The organism is Nocardia sp. NPDC005746 (genome assembly GCF_040630785.1).
GTDB lineage: Bacteria > Actinomycetota > Actinomycetes > Mycobacteriales > Mycobacteriaceae > Nocardia.
On record NZ_JBEXYE010000004.1, the window covers coordinates 415453 to 432465 of the forward strand.

The window sequence follows — 17013 nt, forward strand, 5'->3', positions numbered from 1 at the left end:
GCATCCGGTTATGCCAGTGCGACTTTCAGCTGCGCCAGGCCGGAGCGGATGCGCGCCTTCACGGCGGGCAGGCCGATTCCCAGCCGGTCCGCGACCTGCGGGTAGGTGAGCCCGCCGTAGAAGGCCAGCACCAGCGACTCGCGTTGATTGGGGGTGAGGGTGGACAGGCCGTGGCGGATGGCGCGCTCCTCCTGGCGGCGCAGGATCTCCTCGGCCACCACATCGGTGGCGGGGCGGTAATCGCCGACGCCCCAGCGGTGTTCGTGTCCAGCCGCGCTGCACTCGCGCCGGACCCGGTCCACCGCCTGATGGTGGGCCAGGGTGGTGAGCCAGGTCAGCGCGTTGCCGCGGGCCGGGTCGAAGTTCGGGGCGCTGCGCCAGACCTGGAGGTAGACCTCGTGACAGGTTTCCTCGGCATATCCGGTGTCGCACACGATGTTCAGGACGCGGGAGTAGATGAGGCCGCGGGTGCGGCGGTAGAGCTCCTCGTAGGCGGCGCGGTCGCGCTCGGCGATGCGGCGGACGAGGCTGTCGAACTCGCTGCCGCGCCGGGTGCGGCGGGCAGGGACGGTCGAAGGTCGGACGGGGTGGGCCGATTGCGGACGGACTGCCGGGTGGGCAGCGGAACGGTGTGGTGCACGTGAGGAATTCACGATTGCCCCCAGGTCGACGAAGCGAGCGGATCGACGGTGTCCGGATACGGATATGTCGAAACGAGCCGTCGAGGACTGGGACGGCCACTGCGGAAACCGGCCGGGGACAGGGGCTTTCGGTTCCGCCAAGAATCCAGGCTACGCCCCGGGGCCCGATGCCTGCACCGATCCGATTAACCGGACATCATCCCGGCAAACCCGGCCGAACCGGGCGTGGATCAGATCCGTAGCCCCAGTGCGACGATGCCGTGCGCGACCGCGTGCACCGTCACCCGGTTGCGGCGGGCGTGCGCCCGGATCAACTCGAACGCCGCGTCGGGGGTGGTGTGGTGGGCGTGGGCGAGCACGCCCTTGGCCTGTTCCACCACGATGCGGGTGGTCAGCGCGTGCTGGAGCTGTTCGGTCACCCGCTGGTGGCGGCGCATCAGATCGGCGGTGACGATGTGCCCGGCGGCCATGCCCGCCAGCAGCGTCGCCACCGACAGGTCCTGGCCGGTCCAGTGCCGGGCCTCGCGCGAATACAGGCTCAGCACACCGGCTTCGGTGGCGTCCAGGCGCATGGGGACGGCGGCGACCGAGGCGATCCGGTGCTGCCCGGCCACGGTCGTGTACTCCGGCCACAGGTCGCCGTGGCTGCCGATATCGGTGACGGTCACCGGCGCTCCGCAAGCGTGCGCGACCACGCCGGGTCCGCGGTCGTGGTCGCGCTGGCAGACCTCGAGATCCAGGAGGTCCTCGGGGATACCGGTGAAGAGTTCGGACCGGTCGCCTCGTAGTCGGGCGGACAGCGCCACCGTCACCCCGCCCGGTTCCAGCACATCGATGGCGCTGCGCATCAACTCGTCCAGAATCTGAGGCAGTTCACTCGCCGCCGGTAGCAGCCGCGCGAATCTGGCCAGCACCGTCACCAGCAACTCACTGTCGGACACCGCATTCACCCCGCATCGGCGAACGCCGGGCGCCCGCCACGAAAGTATTCCTGTGCCGCTCTTGCCGTCAGCCCATGGTATTTGCCGGGCGGGTGTCACGGAACAGTTGCGCTCATTCGGCCTCGATCCGAATGCTGCGCTCCACCACCCGCCGTGCCACCTCCACCAGCGAGAGTCCATGGGTGAAGGCGTATCCGCGCAGGCGCGCGTAGGCGTCGGGGATCTCGATGCCGAGTTGGGCGCTGGTCATGCCGGCCGCCTGGTGAATCCATCTGCTGGACAACGGCTGTGCCCACTGGCGGGCGTCGTGGCCGGTGGCCAGCACCAGGCTGGCGGTCACCAGATCGGCGATGTGCAGCGACGCCGACAGCAGCCGCGGCCCGGGCCGCCCGATGGATTCGCGATACAGGTCCAACCCGCCGAGCCGAATCGCGCCCAGCCGCAAGGGCACCGCGAACAGCGAGCCCGACACCGGGGTACCGGAGAGGGCTTCGGCGAAACCTGGCCAGTGCTCGCAGTCGGCGCTCAGATCGGTGACCACCACCGGCACCCCGTCGGCCACCGCGGTGACCGCGGGGCCCTCCCCCGCCGTCGCCTGCGCCCGCTCCACCCGTTCGGCGAATTCGTCACTGGCGCACCAGGGTTGCATGCCCGCGTCGCGTTCCTCGAGCACGATGGCGGCGCGGCGCACCGGTAATACCCGCACGCACGCGATGCACACCGCGTTCAATCCGCCGCCCGCGTCGCGCACGGCGCGCAGGAACTGTCCTGTCAGCTGATCGAACTGCGACGAAGCCATCACCATCGAACCGCCCCACAATCATCGCCCGGCGATGAGTTATTCGGTGCCCGAGGCCAGTATCTCCGTCACAGCTCGACAACGAACAGGGCCGAAAGTCACTGTGGGTCAGCGCCAACGGCGACCGCGACCGGACGGTGCGGCACGCCGAGCCGGTACAGGCCGCGCAGATCGTACAGATGCGTCGCGACCGCGCCGAGCACCGCTCCGAAGGCCAGCCCGAACAGCGTCATCCAGATGCCCGTACCGAGTCCGGCCTCGAGGTGGCCGTCGAAGAACAGGATGGCGCGCACCGACAGATAGATCTGGTGCATCGGTTCGAAGCTCGACAGCGAGGCGATCCAGCGCGGAATCGCTTCCACCGGAATCGAGCCCGAGGACGAGGGCAGGCCCAGCACCACGAACACGATCATATTGATCAGCAGGCCCGCGGTGCCGAAGGCCGCCAGCACCGACAGCCCGGTGACCGACACCGCGATGATGGCCAGCGTGCCGTAGAGGAACAGCGGCAGCGGTTCGTCGATGGGCATACCGAAAATCCGCGCGATGCCCATGAACATGCCGGAGAGGAAAGGCGCGGTGATCGCGGCGATGGCCCACTTCACCAGCAGCGTGCGCCAGCGGCTGATCGAGGCGGGCTCGGGGGCGCGGAACCACGGGCCGTATTCGGCCGGGACGTAACCGAGCACGTTGTCGATCATGGAGTGGATGATCATCGCACCGCTGAAGCCCGCGAACAGCAGGACCAGGGTGTAGAAGAACGCGGACAGGCCCTGCCCGGTGCCTGCCGGGAGCGGACGGTACGGGCTGGTGACCACGTCGATGGGCTGGGCCAGCTGCAACCGTGCCGCGCCGGACAATTCGGTGGCGGGCGCACCCGCCTGCGGCGCGAGCTTGGCCTTCACCTGGTCGGTGAGCTGCGCGCCGACCGTCGAATTCACCTGCGCCATGGCCCGATCGGCGATGCGCTGGGTGATCGAGGAGGCGTAGGTGCCGGCACGCGGATTGGTCTGCACGGTGATGACCGGCCGTTCCACGTCGCCGGGCACCACCGAGGCCGCGGCGAGGATCGAGAGTCGCTTGGTGAAGTCGCCGGGAATGATGATGGCGCCGTAGACCTGGCCGTCGCTCAACTGCCGGCGGGCCTCGCCGATGCCGACCACGCGCAGGTCGATCTTGTCGGCGGGGATGCGCTCGGTGAGCGCGTCGGCGATCTGGTCGCCGATATTGACGGTGCGGCCGTCCATCACGTCACCCACGTCCTGATTGACCAGGGCGACCGGGAAGTCGTGCAGGTTCTTCTCCGGGTCGGAGGTGTAGCCGAGGTACATGGTGCCGATCAGGGCCGCGAGCAGGCCGAGCACCACCATCGGGCCGATCCAGCCGCGCAGCGGCACGGCGCGCTGGACCGAGTTCTCATTCGCCATGGGCACGAATGTAGGCAGCGACAACAAAGTAGTCAACGTCAACATCCCCGAGTGTGTCCGATATCCTGCTCTCACCATGAGCATCACCAAGCGCAAGGCCCGGGAGGTGGTCGAGCGCGCCCGTTCCTACCACCACGGGGACCTGCGCGCCGAACTCCTCCGCCGCGCCGAGGAGACCCTGCGCGGCGGCGGAATCGAACGCCTGTCGCTGCGGCAGCTGGCCCGCGACACCGGGGTCAGCCACGCCGCGCCCGCCCGGCACTTCCGCGACAAGCAGGCGCTGCTGGACGCGCTGACCGTAGCCGGATTCGACCGGCTCGGCGCGGGATTCGAGAAGGCGGCGGCCGCGGGCACCTTCCTGGAACGCCTGCGCGCCATGGCCCACACCTATCTGCGGTTCGCCATCGACAATCCGGAACTGCTGGCGCTCATGTTCGCCCGCAAGAACAGTCCCACCCCGGCCATCGAGGAGGCGGCCGCCCGCGCGTTCACCGTGCCGATCGAGATGGTCACCGACGCGCAGGCGAGCGGGGAGGTGGTGCCGGGCGAGCCACGGCGGATCTGCCTGTCCGCGGTGGCGGCGCTGCAGGGGCTGGCCGCGATCCTCGGGTCGGGGCTGGTCGACGCGGCGGAGGCGGACGGACTCTTCGACGAGATGGTCACCCACATGCTGAATGGTTTGCGTCCCCGACGCTGACGCTCGGTTCACAAAACTCGGCACCGCGCCGCCGCCCCCGAAATCGGTGGCCTCCGCACCCGTAACCTTTCAGGCGTGACGATCGAGAAACGACAGTGACGATCGAAGGCAGGCAGTACGGCGGACGCGCCGTGACCGAACGAAAAGCCGAGCGCCGGCAGCGTTTCCTCGACGCGGCCATCCGAATCTTCGGCGAGCGCGGCTACGCCAACTGTTCGCTGGCCGATGTGTGCGCCGCGGCCGGACTGTCCAAACGCCAGTTCTACGAGGAATTCCAGACCCGCGAGGACGTGCTGGTCGCGGCCTACGACCAGATCCAGGACCAGTCGGCCGCCGCCCTCGCCACCGCGCTGAGTTCCATGGGTCCCGACCCGGACCCGACCGAGACCGTGACGCAGGCACTCTCGGCCTTCCTCGACTCCATCGGCACCGACCCGTTCCGCGCCAAGGTGGCCTTCGTCGAGGTCGTCGGCGTCAGCGAACGCATGGAACAGCATCGCCGCGCCCGCCGCCACCTGTGGGGCGACACCCTGCGCCTGGCCGTGCAGCCCCTGGCCGGTGACTCCGCCTCCCTCCGCGGCGCCCCCGAACTCGCCACCAGCGCCCTCATCGGCGCGATCAACGGCCTCGCCCACGAGTGGCTGCTGTCGGACCCGCGACCGCCCGTGCGCTCCCTGGTGGAAGTCCTGGTCCCGATGACGGTCGCCCTGATCGCCCGCGACGCGGACTAGCCGCCGCGCGACCCCACGGGAGGTCGCCGACGCCCGGGGGCGCGGGCAACGCCTGTCGGTGCCGAGCGCGGGATCTTTCGGTGCCGGGCGCGGAGATCTGTCGGTACCGGGCGGCAAGATCGCGGGTATGACCGACGAGCAGCGGTGGGCCGATCCGCACGCGACCGAGGCTGTGCGCAAGCTGTTGCGGCGGCATCGGCGGGCAGTGGAGATGGTGCTGACGGCCGCGCGGGTGGATGGGCTGGATCAACTCGCCGATGCCGCAGCCGGATACGTGGCGGCGCCGGAGCGGGCGGGGACCGCGGTGGGGGCGGCGGTGGCGTTCGCCATCGCGCAGTACGCGGCGGTGGCCTATCGCACGGGGGTGCGGCGGGAGCAGGAATTCATCGATCGGTTCATCGACAGCTGGATGGTCGAATTCGGGCATGCGTTCGCGACCGAGGTCGCGGAGGCCCGGGTGGGGGTGCGGGTGGAGGAACCCGATCCGCGTGCGGGGCGAATGACGGCGTGGCTGTGGGTGATCGAGCCCGGGGAGGATGTCGAGCCCGCTGCCGAGGCGCTGCGAGCCCGGGTGCGGGAACGTCTGGGGAGCGCGTCCGAGGAGTCGGGACGGGTCGCGCTGGAGCCGAAGTCGGTGACGACCGACCAGATTCGGCGGCTCGAGGCGGCCATGGTGGACGGCAGGCGGTGGCGGGCCGCCGCGCATCGGCGATTGGTGCTCGAGGATCCCGCGCTCGGGCAGGCCGCACGGCTGCTGGTGTGGGCGGTCTTCGATGCCCGCGGCGAGGTGACGGGGGCGTTCCGGGTGGACGAGGAACGCGTGCTGCGCAATCTCGAGGGCGCGCCGGTCGAACTGGCGGGCCAAGCGTTGGTGGGTGTGGCTCACCCGATCCAGCTCGGTGAGACGCTCGCGGCCTGGCGGGACCTGTTCGACGACAATCGGTTACGGCAGCCGTTCGAGCAGCTGGAACGACCGGTCAACCTGCTCACGAGCGAAGACGCGGAGTCGAATCGCCTGTCCCGCTTCAGCGATCAGCCGATTCGCACGGATCGGGTGTTCGGTCTGCAACAGCTGGGCTGGCAGGTGTCGCGGGAGGTCCTCAGTCGCCGGTTCGGACCGGTCCGGGAGGTGATCGTCACGCTGGATCCCGGGCTCGAAGGCGGTTTCCGCGACGAGCCCGAGCTGCAGCGGGTGCTCTCGGTGGAGCTCCGGGGCGGCACGTTCGACTCACTCGACGCCGTGACCGCCTCGGAGCTGATCCGTCAGCTGGAGCGGCTGGCGGCGTGACGTCCGGCGCGGCGGCCGAAGAACGAGCCCGCGCCGAGCTGGGTACCGCTGGAATAGCCCTTGCCGTCCTGAGCCAGAGTGGAGGCCGTCGCGCCCGCCGCGTACAGACCGGGGATGGGTGATCCGTTGTCCCGCAGCACCTCCGAGTCGACCGAGGTGCGCAGCCCGCCGAGGGTGAAGCCCGCGTAGAGCGCCTTGCCGAGGGTCAGGTCGAAGGCCGCCCACGGGCCCTGGTCCTGCGGTTGCAGCCATTCGGCGGCCTTGTGGAAGTCCGGGTCCTCACCGCGGGCCGCGTTCTGGTTGTACCGGTCGAGTGTGGATCGCAGTGTCTCGGAGGGGATTCCGAGCGCGGCGGCCATCTCGTCCACGGTCTCCCAGCCGTCGATGAACGGCGCGAGCGGGAACATGGGCCGTTCCATGTGCTCGGAGTCCACGATCAGATAGGCGACCGCACCGGGCTGATCGAGCACGTACGCGGAGGTGCGCGCGTGGTAGGAGTCCTCGGCAACGAACCGTTCGCCCTTGTGGTTCACCACGATTCCGGTCAGCAGCTTCGACGGCGGATACACCGGCGCGGTGACGAACGCCTGATCCATCATGCGGGTCACGCCGCCCGCCGACACCCCGAGCCGGATACCCAGCCCGTCGTCGAACGGCGTCCCTAGCACGAACGGCTTCTCGGTCAGCCACGGCACGTGCTCGGCCACCATATCGGTGTTCATGACGAAGCCGCCGGCGGCCAGCACCACCGACTTGGCCTTCACCGCACCGGTTTTCCCGAGGTTCTTCCACTCCACTCCGACCACCGCGCCGTCCGCGTCGGTGATCAGGTTGGTCACGCCGGTCTCGTAGCGCACCTCGACACCGAGCGTGGCGGCCCGCTTCACCAGCAGGTCGATGATCATGGCCGCGCCCTGGGTGTCGCCGGGCACCGGAACCTTGTGCCCGCGGGGCGCGGGCACGGCCTGTTCCCGATAGGGCCACACCTTTTCGTTGCCCGTGTACATCAGCCCCTGTGTACCGGGCTGGATGACCGCCTTCTCCGGGTAGTAGCTGCGCTCGAACTCGAACCCGAGGCTCTCCAGCCAGTCGAAGTGCTCGACACTGCCCTCGCAGTAGGCGCGGATCTTCTCCGGTTCCGGATCACGCGCCACCGACAGCAGGTACTTGTACATCTCCTCGACGGAGTCGTCGTGCCCGGTCGCCTGTTGCACGGCGGTGCCGCCGCCCAGGTAGAAGTGCCCGCCCGCCAGGGCCGTGGTCCCGCCCGCGACCCCGGCGCGTTCCAGCACCAGCACGCGGGCCCCGCGCGCGGCCGCCTCGACCGCCGCGCACCCACCCGCGATGCCGAATCCGGCGACCACCACGTCGACTTCGTCGGACCAGTCGGTAACGGACTCCGCCGCAACGGTTTCCGGAATCTGCGTGCTCACTGCGCACCCTTCTTGATCTGCTCGAAGAACGCCCGCATGTTCGGCCCGATCTCCGCGAGTTCGATGAACGGCACGCCCGAGTCCGCGCCGTCGAGGTAGGCGAACCGCATCTGCCCGCCCACATCGCCCTGTTGTACCACCGGAATCCCCCGGGCCTCGGCGTCTTTCAGCGCGGCGTCGAAGTCCTGGGGCTCCAGGCAGATGTGGTGCAGCCCCGCTCCCCCGCGTTCGAGGAATTCGGTGTAGATGGAGCGCCCGGTCACCGGCTGGATGAGTTCGAGCTGCATATCCCCGCTGTACCCCAGCGAGATGTGCGCGGTGAAGTCCGCGGCCTCGCCGCGATACACGCACGTCTCGGGTCCGAAGTGCACGTCGGGCATCCGCATCCAGCCCTTCACGCCCATGGTCGTCGTCAGGAACCGTTCTCCGGCCTCGATGTCCTCGACCACCCACGCGATCTGGGTGACGGGCCCATCGGCCACGCTCGTGCTGTCCACCTCGGCAGTTAATCACAATCGCTTAATTTGGCAAGGGCTACTCGTCGTCCGGATCGGCCTCCGAGGGAGCGGTCCACCCCTTGTTGCTCAGCCCGTAGAAGGTCGCCACCAGCAGATACAGCACCAGCGCCGCGATCGGCGACAGGAATCCGACCCCGATGCACGCCGCGTAGACCAGAATCCCCGGCCAGGCCCGCCAGCTCTCCCGCCGCGCGTAATCCGCCCCCAACCCGGACTTCAGCATCTCCGGCCGCTTCGCCAGCCGCCACCACATGGGAGCCCACGGCACGGTCATCAGCACCCCCACGATGCCGTACAGGGCCACCGCCACCACCGCGTCCCGGTGCGTCCCGTGCACGACGTTCTCGGCCACCACCATGGTCGGAAACGGCACCAGCGAAATCCCCAGCAGTAATAGGAGATTCCACCACCGCAGCACATGGTCGATCCGCCGCAACCGCCCGAAGAAGGTGTGGTGGTTCATCCACACCACCCCGATCGTCATGAACGACGCCAGATACGCCACATACGACGGCCAGATGTGCCCGAGCGCCTGCAGCAAGCGCCCGGGCTCGTGCTCGGGCACCCGGATCTCCAAAATCAACAGGGTGATGGCAATCGCCATCACCCCGTCGCTGAACGCTTCCACCCGAGCGGTTCCCGCGAGCGTGCGTTCCGGAACCGATCCCTCACTCATGCATCGCAGCGTAACCCGGTTCGGTGATCGATTCGGATGCCTTGAGCCGCTTGATGGTTCGCACCGTGATCAACATCAGGATCGCGGTGGTGCCGATCATGAGGGCGCTCGACAGCCAGGCCATGGTGTGAACGGGCAGCCGGTAGGCGAGCACCACGCGCAGGACGGACTCGCCGAGCAAGCCCGCGCCCCACAGCACGGCGATCCGGTTGTGCAGCCGCCGCACCACCGGGTTGGTGCGGAACTTGTGCTCCATGTCGGCCAGTTTCGCCGGGGATCCCGCGAACGCCTTGCGGGCAGCGACGTAGGTCAGCGGCTTCCCCACCACGGCGCTGATGCCGAAGGCCACGCCGATCACCGCGGTGGTGATCGAGTCCCGCACGATGATCATCCGGACATCCCCGCTGATCAGCGAGCTCGCGATGCCGAAGACGAACCCCGCCAGGATCAGGGCGGCCAGGGCATCGACCCGCCGCGCCCTGATCGCCTCCACCAGAACCACCGCCCCCGAGCACAACGCCCCCGCCAGCAGGGCCACGAAATCGGAGTACCCGGCGGCGTGCAGGGCGAAGTAGACGGCCAGCGGCACCAGGATGTCGCGCACGGTCGGTGCGAGCATGCGCAGCACATTCGGCCGTTCCGGAGCCTGCGACGCGGGTGCGGCGAGCGTGTTGTCAGCCATGATGCGAACTCCTGTAATCGGTTTCTGCGCTACAGGAATGACGCTACGGAGACCGCCGCCGCGCCGAATCTGCCAACCATCACCTCCCGGCCGTGACAGTTGTCATGCCGCGACCGTGGCCGCCGATTCCAGGTTGCGCCCCTTGGTCTCGGGTGCGCCCCACAGGCAGATGAGGAAACCGACCGCGGTGACCACCGCGGCGAACAGGAACATCGGCCCCATCCCGAGATGGTCCAGCGACCACGGCAGCAGGTAGGTGCCCAGGGCCGCGCCGATCCGGCTGATGGAGGTGGCGAATCCGACGGCGGTGGCGCGAATGTGGGTGGGGAACAACTCGTTCGGATACGTCCAGTCCAGCACGTTGGGCCCGCCGCAGAAGAACGCGCACAGCACCGCCCCGCTGGCGAGCTGCCAGCGCCCGCTGCCGTTGCCGCCGAAGGTCAGCATCAGATAGCCGTAGGCGAGCACCGAGCCCAGATACCAGGTCCCGGCTGACACGCCGTTTCCCCGTCATCCCGGCCGCGCGCGGGAGCGGCGGCGATGATTTCCGGTGCCGAACGTCGTCTCCATTCGCAGCGGCCGAAATACCGAGCGAACACCGATTCGAGGAGTTGACCATGTCGTACCCCACGCAGCCCGGCGATCCGATCTGGACCGATATCTTCACCACCGACCCCGAGGGCGCGATCGCCTTCTACGGCGAATTGCTCGGCTGGACGGCCGAGATCGCGCCGGAGCACGGCGACTACATCACCTTCCGCAAGGACGGCAAGGCCGTGGCGGGCGGGATGGCCGGCGACGGCTCGGGCGGCCCCAGCCAGTGGATGGTGTACCTGGCCAGCACCGACGCCGAGAAGACGGCCGAGAAGGTGACCGCGGCGGGCGGCATGACGGTGGTGCCGGTGATGCCGGTGTCCGAGCTCGGCAAGTTCGGGGTGTTCGGCGACAACGGCGGCGTCGGCATCGGCGTGTGGGAGCCGGGCACCATGACCGGTTTCGAGCAGCGCGGCACCGTCGGCGACGGGCACTGGGAGGGGCACGTGGGTGCGCCGTCGTGGTTCGAACTGCACACCCGCAGCTATGACGACGCGCTGAAGTTCTACCGCGAGGCGTTTGGGTGGCAGGACCCGTTCACGATCGCCGACACCCCCGAATTCCGGTACACCACCATCCATTCCGTGAGCCCGATGCTGGGTGGCGTGATGGATTCCTCGGGCTTCCTGCCGCCGAGCGTGCCCGGCTACTGGACGGTCTACTTCGGTGTCGAGGATGTGGACGCGTCGGTGCGGAAGGTTCAGGAGCTGGGCGGCAGCGTGGTGCGCCCGCCGGAGGACACCCCGTACGGCCGGCTGGCGGCGGTGGCCGATCCGGCCGGTGTGCGATTCAGCCTGGGCGGCAACAAGTCCTGACCCGGAAAGGGGACGAACGGCCCGGTCTCCACAGCGACCGGGCCGTTCGAATCATCCCGTGGCGACGTGCTCCGCGCCCCAGCAGCGCGTCCGGCGTCGTCGCGGGAAGTCTGTTACCGCGTCGGGTTCAGCCGCGCACCCCGGTGGCGAGGGTCTGCTGCCTGCCCAATCCCGCCACCTCCACGACGACGACATCGCCGTCGCGCAGATAGGGTTTCGGCTCCGGGCGGCCGACCGCGACGCCCGCTGGCGTGCCGGTGAGCACCAGATCGCCGGGTTCCAGGGTCATCAGCGTGCTCAGGTAGCGCAGCACCTCGCCGACCCCGGCCACCATGTCGCCGGTCGAACCCGCCTGCCGCTGTTCCCCGTTCACCCACAGCTGGAGGCTCAGCGCCTGCGGTTCGGCGATCTCGTCGGGCGTGACCAGCCAGGGTCCGATGGGTGTGAAGGTGTCGAAGGACTTGCCCTTCACCCAGGTCGGTTCGCCCGCGATGCCGGCGCGTTCGGTGACGTCGTTGGCGGTGACGTAGCCGCCCACCGCCCCCAGCGCGGTGGCGGCGTCGGGGCAGTCGCGCAGGCGGCGGCCGATCACCACGCCCAGCTCCACCTCGTGGTCGGTGGTGGCGCTGTCGCGGGGCAGTTCGATGGCGTCGTAGGGACCGCTCACCGTGGTTCCGGGTTTGAGGAAGACGACGGGCCGTTCCGGAATGGCCGCGCCGATGGCGGCGGCATGGTCGGTGTAGTTGAGTCCGACGCCGATCACCTTGCCGGGCCGGGCGATCGGCGCCCCGATCCGGGCGGCGGGGTCCACCTCGGGCAGGGCGCCGGAAGCCAGCGCCCCGAGGATCGCGCCGAGCGCGACCGGATCGCCCAGCAGCGCGCCGTCGACGTCGGCGGTCACCGCGGACACGTCGCGCAGCACGCCGTGATCGTCGATGGCCGCGGGCCGTTCGGACCCCTTGGCCCCTACTCGCAAGAGTTTCACGCGTCGCCTCCGGACTGCTCGGATACCGTGGCGGCCACGCGGCGACCGCCCGGCAGGTACTCGTCCGCGATGCGAACGCCCGACTGCTGCAACAACATCAACCCGGCGCTCAGGCAGCGCTGCTCATCGGGCTCGATCTCCAGCAGCGAATACACCGCCGCGAAACCGGCCGCGTGAAAACGCTCCGGCGGCAAGGTGTTCCGGCCGCACACCGCGACCACGGGCACGCCCGCCGCCCGCGCGGCCGCGGCGACACCGGCCGGCGCCTTGCCGTGCAGGGTCTGCTCGTCGAGCTTGCCCTCACCGGTGACGACCAGGTCCGCCCCGGCCAGCCGTTCGCCGAAACCGACCAGTTCCAGCATCAATTCGATGCCGGGCCGCAGGGTCGCGCCCAGCACCGCGAGCGCGGCGAATCCGACGCCCCCCGCGGCGCCGGCCCCCGCCACGTCGCGCCGATCCGACCCGAGTTCGCCGGCCAGCCGCCGCGCCCACTGCCCGAGCGCGGCGTCCAACTCGGCGACCTGGGCCGGATCGGCGCCCTTCTGCGGTCCGTAGACCGCGGCGGCCCCGGAGGGCCCGGTGAGCGGATTGTCGACGTCGCAGGCCACGATGACCTCGACGTCGTCCATCCGCTCGCGCAGGGCGGTCAGGTCGATGGAGTGCACCCGGGTGAGCGCCGCCCCGCCGTCGCCGATGGGTCGCCCCTCGTCGTCCAGCAGCAGGGCGCCGAGCGCCTCCAACAGTCCTGCGCCGCCGTCGGTTCCGGCGCTGCCGCCGATCCCGAGCACGATGCGGCGGCAGCCGGCCGCCACCGCCGCCGCCATCACCTCACCGGTGCCCCGGCTGGTGGCGGTCATGGGGTGCGGACGCCCTTCGGGCAGCCGCACCAGTCCGGACACATCGGCCATTTCCACGACGGCGAGGTCGCCGCGGCGGGCGTAGGCCGTCAGCACCGGTTCTCCGGTCGGGCCCGACGCGGTCAGCGGGACCGCGTCGAACCCGGCCGCGAGGGCGGCGGCGACGGTGCCGTCACCGCCGTCGGCGACGGGCACCACCGATACCGCGGCGTCGGGTCGCCCGCGCCGGATTCCGGCTCGCACGGCGGCCCCGACCTGCGCCGCGGTCAGCGAGCCCTTGAACTTGTCGGAAGCGATCAGCACACGAGCCATGGGAATCCTCTAGTCCAGCGGAACGGTGGCGGTCGGGGCGTCCGCGAAGGCGGAGGCCAGTTCCTCGAACTCCGTGATCGCGTCGATCCCGGCCGCGCCCATGGACACATTGGTGACCCGCTCGAGAATGCACTCGACCACGACGGGCACCTTGTACTCGGCCATCAGCGATTTGGCCTTCTCGAACGCGGGCCCGATGTCCTGCGGCTCGAAGACGCGAATCGCCTTGCAGCCCAGCCCTTCCGCGACCTTGACGTGGTCCACGCCGTAGCCGTTGACTTCGGGCGAGTTGATGTTCTCGAAGTCCAGCTGGACGTAGTAGTCCATGTCGAACGCCCGCTGCGCCTGACGGATCAGGCCCAGGTACGAGTTGTTCACCAGCACATGGATGTACGGGATGTTGAACTGCGCGCCGACGGCCAATTCCTCGATCAGGAACTGGAAGTCGTAGTCACCCGAGAGCGCCACGACCGGCTCGTCCTTCACCGCGGTGGCCACACCCAGCGCGGCGGGCAGCGTCCAGCCCAGCGGCCCGGCCTGACCGGCGTTGATCCAGTGCCGCGGCTGGTACACGTGCAGCATCTGCGAGGCCTGGATCTGCGACAGACCGATCGTGGTCACGTAGCGGGTTTCCCGGCCGAAAGCCTTGTTCATCTCTTCGTACACGCGCGCCGGCTTCAGCGGCACGTTCTCGAAGTGCGTCTTGCGCTGACCGGTCGCGCGCTTGGCGCGCACCTGCTCGACCCACTCGCGGTGGTCGGCCAGACCGCCCACTTTGTCGAGGGATTCGGCGACCGCGATGAACTGCTCCAGCGCGGCGCCGGCATCGGAGACGACGCCGTAGTCGGGCGCGAAGACCCGGCCGATCTGGGTCGGCTCGATGTCGACGTGCACGAAGGTGCGGTCCTTGGTGTAGACGTCGAGCGCCCCGGTGTGGCGGTTGGCCCACCGGTTGCCGATGCCCAGCACGAAGTCGGCGGCCAGCAGCGACTCATTGCCGTAGATGTGGGAGGTCTGCAGACCCACCATGCCGGCGTTCAGCTCGTGGTCGTCGGCGATGGCGCCCCAGCCCATCAGGGTCGGGACGACCGGAACACCGGTCAGCTCCGCGAACTTCACCAGCAGCTCGGAGGCGTCGGCGTTGATGACGCCGCCGCCCGCGATGATCAGCGGACGCTGCGCGGCGTTGAGCATCGCCAGCACCTTGGCGGCCTGCGCCGGGGTGGCGGCGGGCCGCACGACCGGCAGCGGCTCGTAGGTCTCGATGTCGAACTCGATCTCGGCCAGCTGCACGTCGATCGGCAGGTCCAGCAGCACCGGGCCCGGACGGCCTTCGCGCATGAGCCAGAACGCCTTCTGGAACGCGCCCGGCACCTGCGCGGGCTCGAGCACCGTGTGCGCCCACTTGGCCAGCGGCTTGGCGATGGAGGCGATGTCGACGGCCTGGAAGTCCTCCTTGTGCAGCTTGGCCACCGGCGCCTGGCCCGTGATGCACAGGATCGGAATGGAATCCGCGGAGGCGGCGTACAGGCCGGTCACCATGTCGGTGCCCGCGGGGCCCGAGGTGCCGATGCAGACACCGATATTGCCGGGCCGGGCCCGGGTGTAGCCCTCGGCCATGTGCGAGGCGGCCTCGACGTGGCGGGCCAGCACGTGCTTGATGCCGCCGTGCGCCTTCATGGCGCTGTAGAAGGGGTTGATCGCGGCGCCGGGCAGGCCGAAAGCCTGTGTGGCCCCTTCCTTCTCCAGGATCAGGACCGCCGCGTCGACGGTGCGCATGCGCGCCATGCTCAGTTCTCCTTGTCCAGCGTGCCGCTCAGGCGCTCGACGCCGCGCAGCAGGGCAGAGTGGTCCAGGTGGCCGTCGCCGTTGGCGCGGGTCGAGGCGACCAACTGCGCGATCAGCGAGCCGGCCGGGGTCACCAGACCGGCCTCGCGGGCGGCGGTGGTGAAGATGCCCATGTCCTTGTGGTGCAGGTCGATGCGGAAGCCGGGCGCGAATTCGCGGTTGATCATCTTGTCGCGCTTCTGGTTCAGCACGGCCGAACCGGCCAGGCCGCCGCCGAGCACGTCGAGTGCCGGGCCCAGCTCGACGCCGTAGGCCTCGAGGAAGACCACGGCCTCGGCCACGGCCTGGATATTGGTGGCCACGATGAGCTGGTTGGCGGCCTTCACGGTCTGGCCCGCGCCATTGGCGCCCACGTGCACGACGGTCTTGCCGACCTTGTCGAACAGCGGCTGGGCGGAAGCGAAGTCCTCGGCCGAACCGCCGACCATGATGGACAGGGTGGCGTTGACCGCGCCCGGCTCACCGCCGGAGACGGGGGCGTCGAGCAGCCGGAAGCCGCGGTCGGCGGCCTGCTTGGCCAGCTCCTGGGTGACGTCCGGGCGGATGGACGAGAAGTCGATGATCAGCGCGCCGGGCTCGGCGGTCTCGAAAACGCCCTTCTCCCCGGACAATACCTCCTGCACGTGCGGGGAGTCCGGCACCATCACGGCGATGACGTCCGCGCCGCGCACGGCGTCGGCGATGGAGGTGACGGCCCGGCCGCCCGCGTCGACCAGCGGCTGCGCCTGGGCCGGGTTGCGGTCGAAGCCCTTGACCGAGTGGCCCGCGTTCTGCAGGTGGACGGCCATCGGGCTGCCCATGATGCCGAGGCCGATGAAAGCGATGTTGGTCATGATCTGTTCCCTGAGTGGTTGTCTGTCAAAAGTTTTCGGTCTACTTGGCGGCGCGGCGCTCGCGCGGCAGCCATTCGAAGGCGTCCTCGGAGCGGCCGGAGGGCTTGTACTCGAGGCCGACCCACCCGCGGTAGCCGCGCGAGGCGAGGTCGGTGAGCTGGAGTTCGAGCTGGAGTTCGCCGGTGCCGGGCTCGTTGCGGCCGGGGTTGTCGGCGATCTGCACGTGGGCGATGCGGCCGGTGTGCTCGGCGATCACCTTGTCCACGTCGTCGCCGTTGACGGCGAGGTGGTAGAGGTCGGCGAGCAGGCCGATGTTCGAGACCCCGGAGTGTGCCTGCACCTTGTCGATGACGGCGAGACCGTCGGTGGCGGTCAGCAGCGGGTAACGCGGTGCGCCGGAGGCGGGCTCGACGAGGACGGTGGCCCCGATGCGGGCGGCGGCCAGGGCCGCGGCGGAGAGGTTCTCGACCGCCAGCTCGTCCTGCTGCTCGGCGGTGGCGTCGTCGACGCGGTTGCCGTACAGGGCGTTGAAAGCCTTGGTGCCCAAACGCTCTCCGATGCCCACGGTGACGTCGATGTTGTCCTTGAACTCCGCGGCGCGAGCCGGCCAGGACACCAGGCCGCGGTCGCCGCCGGGCATGTCACCGGCGAAGAAGTTCAGGCCGATCAGCTGCACGCCGGCGTTCTGCACGGCGGCGACGAAGGCGTCCACATCCTGGTCCGACGGGACGGCCTCGGCGAAGGGCCACCAGAACTCGATGGCGTCGAATCCGGCCTGGCGCACGGCTTCCGGGCGCTCCAGGATCGGCAGTTCGGTGAACAGCAGCGAGCAGTTCACGGCGTAGTTCAGCGTGTGGGTCATCAGGAATCCCTCCAGTCGTTCCCGCAGGTTCTCCGCCGTTTTCCATAATGCGGAAATGTTTTTTCGGGATATGA

General features: G+C 69.5%; 18 protein-coding genes. 4 read left to right on the forward strand and 14 right to left on the reverse strand.

Annotation, left to right across the window (positions count from 1 at the left end):
* Positions 1 to 8: 8 nt before the first annotated feature.
* From ABZ412_RS10740 to ABZ412_RS10755, 4 genes are all read right to left on the reverse strand, one after another.
* On the reverse strand, positions 9 to 653 hold the full coding sequence (locus tag ABZ412_RS10740; protein WP_357278906.1) for a sigma-70 family RNA polymerase sigma factor: 645 nt from the start codon (positions 651 to 653) through the stop codon (positions 9 to 11).
* 218 nt (positions 654 to 871) lie between these two features.
* Positions 872 to 1582, reverse strand: a complete 711-nt coding sequence (locus tag ABZ412_RS10745; RefSeq protein ID WP_357278909.1) for a GAF and ANTAR domain-containing protein — start codon at positions 1580 to 1582, stop codon at positions 872 to 874.
* A gap of 112 nt (positions 1583 to 1694) precedes the next feature.
* Positions 1695 to 2381 carry a GAF and ANTAR domain-containing protein gene (locus ABZ412_RS10750; RefSeq protein WP_357278911.1) on the reverse strand — a complete coding sequence of 229 codons (687 nt, stop codon included), beginning with the start codon at positions 2379 to 2381 and terminating at the stop codon, positions 1695 to 1697.
* A gap of 98 nt (positions 2382 to 2479) precedes the next feature.
* A complete protein-coding gene (locus tag ABZ412_RS10755; RefSeq protein WP_357278913.1) occupies positions 2480 to 3808 on the reverse strand; it encodes a DUF3533 domain-containing protein in 1329 nt (442 codons plus the stop codon).
* 76 nt (positions 3809 to 3884) lie between these two features.
* Here ABZ412_RS10755 and ABZ412_RS10760 point away from each other — a divergent pair, with 76 nt between their 5' ends.
* From ABZ412_RS10760 to ABZ412_RS10770, 3 genes are all read left to right on the forward strand, one after another.
* Positions 3885 to 4505: a TetR/AcrR family transcriptional regulator gene (locus ABZ412_RS10760; RefSeq protein WP_357278915.1), complete on the forward strand. Its 621-nt coding sequence runs from the start codon at positions 3885 to 3887 to the stop codon at positions 4503 to 4505.
* Between the two features lie 131 nt (positions 4506 to 4636).
* Entirely contained in the window at positions 4637 to 5236 is a 600-nt protein-coding gene (locus ABZ412_RS10765) for a TetR/AcrR family transcriptional regulator (protein WP_357278918.1), read from the forward strand.
* Between the two features lie 127 nt (positions 5237 to 5363).
* A complete protein-coding gene (locus tag ABZ412_RS10770; RefSeq protein WP_357278920.1) occupies positions 5364 to 6524 on the forward strand; it encodes a DUF4132 domain-containing protein in 1161 nt (386 codons plus the stop codon).
* Here ABZ412_RS10770 and ABZ412_RS10775 read toward each other — a convergent pair.
* The 5 genes from ABZ412_RS10775 to ABZ412_RS10795 all read right to left on the reverse strand — a co-directional run bounded on the left by ABZ412_RS10775 (position 6500) and on the right by ABZ412_RS10795 (position 10331).
* Positions 6500 to 7957, reverse strand: coding sequence for an FAD-binding protein (locus ABZ412_RS10775; RefSeq protein WP_357278923.1), 1458 nt, complete (start codon positions 7955 to 7957; stop codon positions 6500 to 6502). The two genes, ABZ412_RS10770 and ABZ412_RS10775, sit on opposite strands and share 25 nt — an antisense overlap.
* The gene (locus ABZ412_RS10780) at positions 7954 to 8454 is read right to left on the reverse strand and encodes a VOC family protein (RefSeq protein ID WP_357278925.1); all 501 of its coding nucleotides are present in this window, start codon (positions 8452 to 8454) and stop codon (positions 7954 to 7956) included. Before ABZ412_RS10780 ends, ABZ412_RS10775 begins: the two co-directional genes overlap by 4 nt.
* Positions 8455 to 8491: 37 nt before the next feature.
* A complete protein-coding gene (locus ABZ412_RS10785) occupies positions 8492 to 9151 on the reverse strand; it encodes a TMEM175 family protein (RefSeq protein ID WP_357278928.1) in 660 nt (219 codons plus the stop codon).
* Positions 9144 to 9833 (reverse strand): VC0807 family protein, encoded by a 690-nt coding sequence (locus ABZ412_RS10790; RefSeq protein ID WP_357278930.1) that lies wholly within the window; start codon positions 9831 to 9833, stop codon positions 9144 to 9146. The genes ABZ412_RS10785 and ABZ412_RS10790 overlap by 8 nt, the downstream gene beginning before the upstream one ends.
* Positions 9834 to 9935: 102 nt before the next feature.
* Positions 9936 to 10331: an MFS transporter gene (locus ABZ412_RS10795; protein ID WP_357278932.1), complete on the reverse strand. Its 396-nt coding sequence runs from the start codon at positions 10329 to 10331 to the stop codon at positions 9936 to 9938.
* 119 nt (positions 10332 to 10450) lie between these two features.
* Here ABZ412_RS10795 and ABZ412_RS10800 point away from each other — a divergent pair, with 119 nt between their 5' ends.
* On the forward strand, positions 10451 to 11242 hold the full coding sequence (locus tag ABZ412_RS10800) for a VOC family protein (RefSeq protein WP_357278935.1): 792 nt from the start codon (positions 10451 to 10453) through the stop codon (positions 11240 to 11242).
* Positions 11243 to 11369: 127 nt separating this feature from the next.
* On the opposite strand, the gene ABZ412_RS10805 is transcribed toward ABZ412_RS10800, so the two are convergent.
* From ABZ412_RS10805 to ABZ412_RS10825, 5 genes are read right to left on the reverse strand one after another with little or no spacing between them, the layout of a single operon-like run.
* Positions 11370 to 12227 (reverse strand): fumarylacetoacetate hydrolase family protein, encoded by an 858-nt coding sequence (locus tag ABZ412_RS10805; protein ID WP_357278937.1) that lies wholly within the window; start codon positions 12225 to 12227, stop codon positions 11370 to 11372.
* Complete coding sequence (locus tag ABZ412_RS10810) at positions 12224 to 13396, reverse strand: glycerate kinase (RefSeq protein ID WP_357278939.1); 1173 nt, start codon at positions 13394 to 13396, stop codon at positions 12224 to 12226. Before ABZ412_RS10810 ends, ABZ412_RS10805 begins: the two co-directional genes overlap by 4 nt.
* Before the next feature lie 9 nt (positions 13397 to 13405).
* The gene (gcl, locus tag ABZ412_RS10815) at positions 13406 to 15184 is read right to left on the reverse strand and encodes a glyoxylate carboligase (RefSeq protein ID WP_357278941.1); all 1779 of its coding nucleotides are present in this window, start codon (positions 15182 to 15184) and stop codon (positions 13406 to 13408) included.
* Between the two features lie 2 nt (positions 15185 to 15186).
* Complete coding sequence (locus tag ABZ412_RS10820; RefSeq protein WP_357278943.1) at positions 15187 to 16077, reverse strand: 2-hydroxy-3-oxopropionate reductase; 891 nt, start codon at positions 16075 to 16077, stop codon at positions 15187 to 15189.
* A gap of 40 nt (positions 16078 to 16117) precedes the next feature.
* Positions 16118 to 16939 (reverse strand): TIM barrel protein, encoded by an 822-nt coding sequence (locus ABZ412_RS10825; protein WP_357278945.1) that lies wholly within the window; start codon positions 16937 to 16939, stop codon positions 16118 to 16120.
* Positions 16940 to 17013: the final 74 nt, after the last annotated feature.